A 4,163-nucleotide genomic window follows, 5' to 3' on the forward strand; every position below is an offset into this window, starting at 1 on the left:
GTTCTAAGAACAGAACGTCCTATCCTTACCGCTGTATGATATAGCGTCAATACAAGCGGACCAGATCAAGCGAGCTGCCATGATTTCGGGATCCTTTATTATAAATAGGAGGAGAGATTCCATGACGATTAAAGAAATTTTTGCGGGTGAATCGGATAATCTTGAATTCAAAGAGGAAATTCCGACTAAAAGTGAAAAGTTTATGAAGACGGTAGTTGCTTTTGCGAATGGTTCAGGGGGAAGACTGATTTTTGGAATTGAAAATAATTCGTGGAGAGTCATCGGTTTTACAAAAGAAGAAGTTTTTCGGAAAGTGGATGCGATTACCAGCGCGATTTATGACAGCTGTGATCCAAAAATTACGCCAAGCGTTGGAATTCAGGAAGCGGAGAGTAAGTATATTATCGTAGTAGAAGTTCCCCCAGGAATGCAGCGCCCATACTATATCAAGAGTCAGGGAATGCTGGAAGGCGTTTATCTGCGGGTAGCGGGTACGACACGAAAAGCTGCCAGATATCAGATTCAGGAGATGATACTGGATGCGGGCAATCGTAGTTTTGATCAGCAAAAATCAAAACGAGAACTCTCAGAAGCGGAGATCGAACAGTTTTGTGACCGGTTATATCTCCACGCTAAAGAACTCTGTTGTACAGAAGACAATCAGAAAGCCTTAAAGAAAATCGGGAAAAACCAATTGCTTACCTATAAGTTAATTGTTGAAGATCATGGGAAGTACTATGCCACGCATGGCTATCAATTGATTGATGGTCAAGTTGACGAATATCCCGGAGCTTCAATCCAATGTGCTGTATTCAAAGGAAATGTACGGAATATTTTCATTACGCGCAAGGAATTCACAGGCAGTATTGATGAACAGATCGAGTCCGCCTATTCATTTGTTTTGGAGCATATTAATCTCGGCGCGAGGATTGATGGACTTGCCCGGCAGGATATTTATGAACTTCCAATTCGAACGATCAGAGAAATGATTACAAACGCGGTATGTCATCGAAGTTATCTATCACCCGATAAAATCCAGGTTGCGCTTTTTGACGATCGGCTGGAGGTTACTTCTCCGGGCATGTTGGATCATGATCTGACAATCGAAAAAATGAAAACGGGTTTGTCTAAAATTCGTAATAAAGCCATCGCCGAAGCTTTCTCTTATATGAATTTAATCGAGGCGTGGGGAAGCGGGATTCCGAGAATGATCGCAGAGGCCGAAGCGTATGGCTTGCCTGAACCAGAATTAATCGATCTTAACAGTGATTTTCGCGTTAATTTATATCGAAAAAAGATGAGCTATGACCGGCATGGTGTTGTTGATCCGCGATTTGTCGCAGAAAAGAAAGCGGTCTATGCGACTGATTGTGCGACTAATGCGACTGATTGTGAGACTAAATTAAAAGATACTGAACAAAAACTTTTGGCTGCGCTGCGTGAGAAAAATACGCTGACCCAGAAAGAACTTCATGAAATAACCGGGATATCCTTAGGCACAATAAAACGTTTGCTTCCTAAATTACAAACTAAAGGCAGACTGGAACGAATCGGAAATCGCCGAAATGGAATGTGGAAAGTCAAAGAATAAATCAGACTGTTGCAATGGCCGTGATGATTCTGTATTTTGTATGCAAAAAGAACCTGCAGAATGAGAAAGGGACCAGAAAAAGTTCATTAATCGGAGTAGATGTTCCCAAAAGGGGAAGCAAAACAGTGAGTCAGCGAATTGTTTTCTTGGAAAATAAAAAATAAGCACACTGAAATCAAAATTTCAGATTTTTGATTTTAGACACCCGGAAAGATCTGTCTATTTCAAACGATTGACAAAGCCAGTGAACAACCGTATATTATTAGTAACCGGAATAATGAACGGAGGTTTACTATGGCGCAGGTATTAAAAGAAATCCAGCGGGATAAAATTCTGGAAGCCGCTAAACAGGAGCTGCTGCAGTATGGCTATCGGGATGCTTCGATGCGCCGGATCGCCGCGCAGGCCAAGATGACGGTCGGCAATTTATACCGTTATTTTGAAAGTAAGGATCAGCTTATTCAGGCGATCACCTCGCCGGCGCTGACGCAGCTGGACCAGCTGGTGCGCAGTCTGACAGACGATCGGATTTCGCTGAACCAGACCAATACGTCGGTCGGTTTATCCATCGGCGAGCTGCGGCCGAAGATTGACCGCCTGGCTCGGGATCTAACTGAATTGTCAGTGCGGATGCCGCAGGAGATGCGGATTTTAATGCTGCACAGCGATCTGAGCGAACAGATCTCAAGCTGGCTTGTTTCGTTATTGGAAGTGCTGGCTAAAGAGTGGGCGCTGTTTCCATTCAACCGGGACGCCGAGTTTCACGTGCTGTGCCGGATGTTTTCCGCGTCGTTGTTCCAAGGCGTGCGTGAAGTCTTTTCCCAGGCCGGCGAGCTGGATCCAGATCAGCTTTGCGAAGTGCTGCGGATTTACTTCGGTTTGTTTCTGAATATGTTCAGTCCGGCTGCGAAAGGAGATCAACGATGAGCGAATTTATAGAATTCCGGGACGTCCGGAAAGTGTATAAGATGGGGGAAGTGGAGATCCCGGCGTTGGACGGGGTCAGCTTCCAGATCAAAAAAGGCGAATTTGTCGTGATTGCGGGCGCTTCCGGCGCAGGCAAAAGTACGATTCTGAATATTCTGGGCGGGATGGATACCTGTACCAGCGGCGAGATTCTTGTCGATGGCGAGGAAGTGTCCAAGATGGACGCCCGGCAGCTGACGACTTACCGGCGCTACGACATCGGTTTTGTCTTCCAGTTTTACAATCTGGTGCAGAATTTAACCGCTCGTGAGAACGTTGAGCTGGCCGTGCAGATCTGCAAGAATCCGCTGGACGTCGATCAGACGATCGAAGCCGTCGGTCTGCGGGAGCGGCGCAACAATTTCCCTTCCCAGCTTTCCGGCGGCGAGCAGCAGCGGGTTGCGATCGCCCGGGCGCTGGCGAAAAATCCGAAGCTGTTGTTATGCGATGAACCGACCGGGGCGCTGGACTATCAAACCGGCAAGTCGATCCTGAAGCTTTTGCAGGACACCTGCCGCGAACAACAGATGACCGTGATCGTCATTACGCACAACCTGGCCCTGACGCCGATGGGCGATAAAGTCATCCGCGTTAAAAGCGGCAAGATTCGCTCGATTGAGGTGAACGAACACCCGAAACCGATCGAGGAGATCGAGTGGTAGGCATGCGCAGTCCTTTATTGAAAGACACGCTGCGGGAGATCCGGAAAACCAAGGGCCGGTTTTTCTCGATCTTCGGCATCGTTGCGATCGGCGTCGCGTTTTTCGCGGGTATTCTGGCTTCCGCGCCGGATATGAAATACACGGCCGACCGCTATTTTGACGATTACAATTTAATGGATTATCGCGTCGTTTCCAATTTCGGCATTACCGAGGACGACGTGCGTCAGCTGCGGCAGGTTGCGGGCGTGGAAGGCGTCCAGGCCAGTTATACGCAGGATGTGATTACACGGATCGGCTCCAAGGAGCTGGTTCTGAAAGTTCACGCGTTGGATTTGGCGCATCTTGATCCCCAGGATCCGGATTATATCAACCAGCTGGTTGTGACAAGCGGACGGCTGCCGGAAAAAAGCGGCGAATGCGTGATAGAGGAGGGCAAGATCGTCGTGTCCGGTATGAAGATCGGTGATACGATCCGCATTGAAAGCGGCACTTCCGATCCGCTGGACGACAGTTTCGGCCGCGATACGTTCACGATTGTCGGGACGGTCAACACGCCGTACTACCTTTCCTATGAAAAAGGCACCAGCGCGATCGGCTCGGGCAGCGTCGATACGTATATCTACGTGCCGAAAAGCGATTTCACCATGGAGGTTTATACCGACGTCTATCTGACTGCCCGCGGCGCAAAGGTTTACAACAGCTATCAACAAGATTATTTCGACTACCTCGAGCCGTTAAGCGAAACGCTGACGACGCTGGGCAGCGAACGCGCCGAGCTGCGCCGGCAGTCGATTGTCGACGAGGCGATGAAGGAATATACGGACGGTCAGGCGGAATATGACGAAGCGCTGACAACATTCAATACCGAGATTGAAAAAGCGGAGAAAAAGCTGCAGGACGGCAAGGACGAGCTGTTAGTCGGCCAGGCGACGCTGACTTCCAGC

The 4,163-nt window shown here is 48.5% G+C and carries 4 protein-coding genes; all 4 read left to right on the forward strand.

Annotated features, from left to right (window positions below):
* Nucleotides 1–121: 121 nt before the first annotated feature.
* Entirely contained in the window at nt 122–1,591 is a 1,470-nt protein-coding gene (locus HOLDEFILI_RS13135; RefSeq protein WP_006060246.1) for an ATP-binding protein, read from the forward strand.
* A gap of 294 nt (nt 1,592–1,885) precedes the next feature.
* On the forward strand, nt 1,886–2,518 hold the full coding sequence (locus HOLDEFILI_RS18525; protein ID WP_006060248.1) for a TetR/AcrR family transcriptional regulator: 633 nt from the start codon (nt 1,886–1,888) through the stop codon (nt 2,516–2,518).
* Entirely contained in the window at nt 2,515–3,219 is a 705-nt protein-coding gene (locus HOLDEFILI_RS13145; protein WP_006060249.1) for an ABC transporter ATP-binding protein, read from the forward strand. Before HOLDEFILI_RS18525 ends, HOLDEFILI_RS13145 begins: the two co-directional genes overlap by 4 nt.
* Nucleotides 3,220–3,221: 2 nt before the next feature.
* The coding region (locus HOLDEFILI_RS19855; RefSeq protein ID WP_006060250.1) for an ABC transporter permease at nt 3,222–4,163 on the forward strand (942 nt) is incomplete at its 3' end.

The organism is Holdemania filiformis DSM 12042 (genome assembly GCF_000157995.1).
GTDB lineage: Bacteria > Bacillota_I > Bacilli_A > Erysipelotrichales > Erysipelotrichaceae > Holdemania > Holdemania filiformis.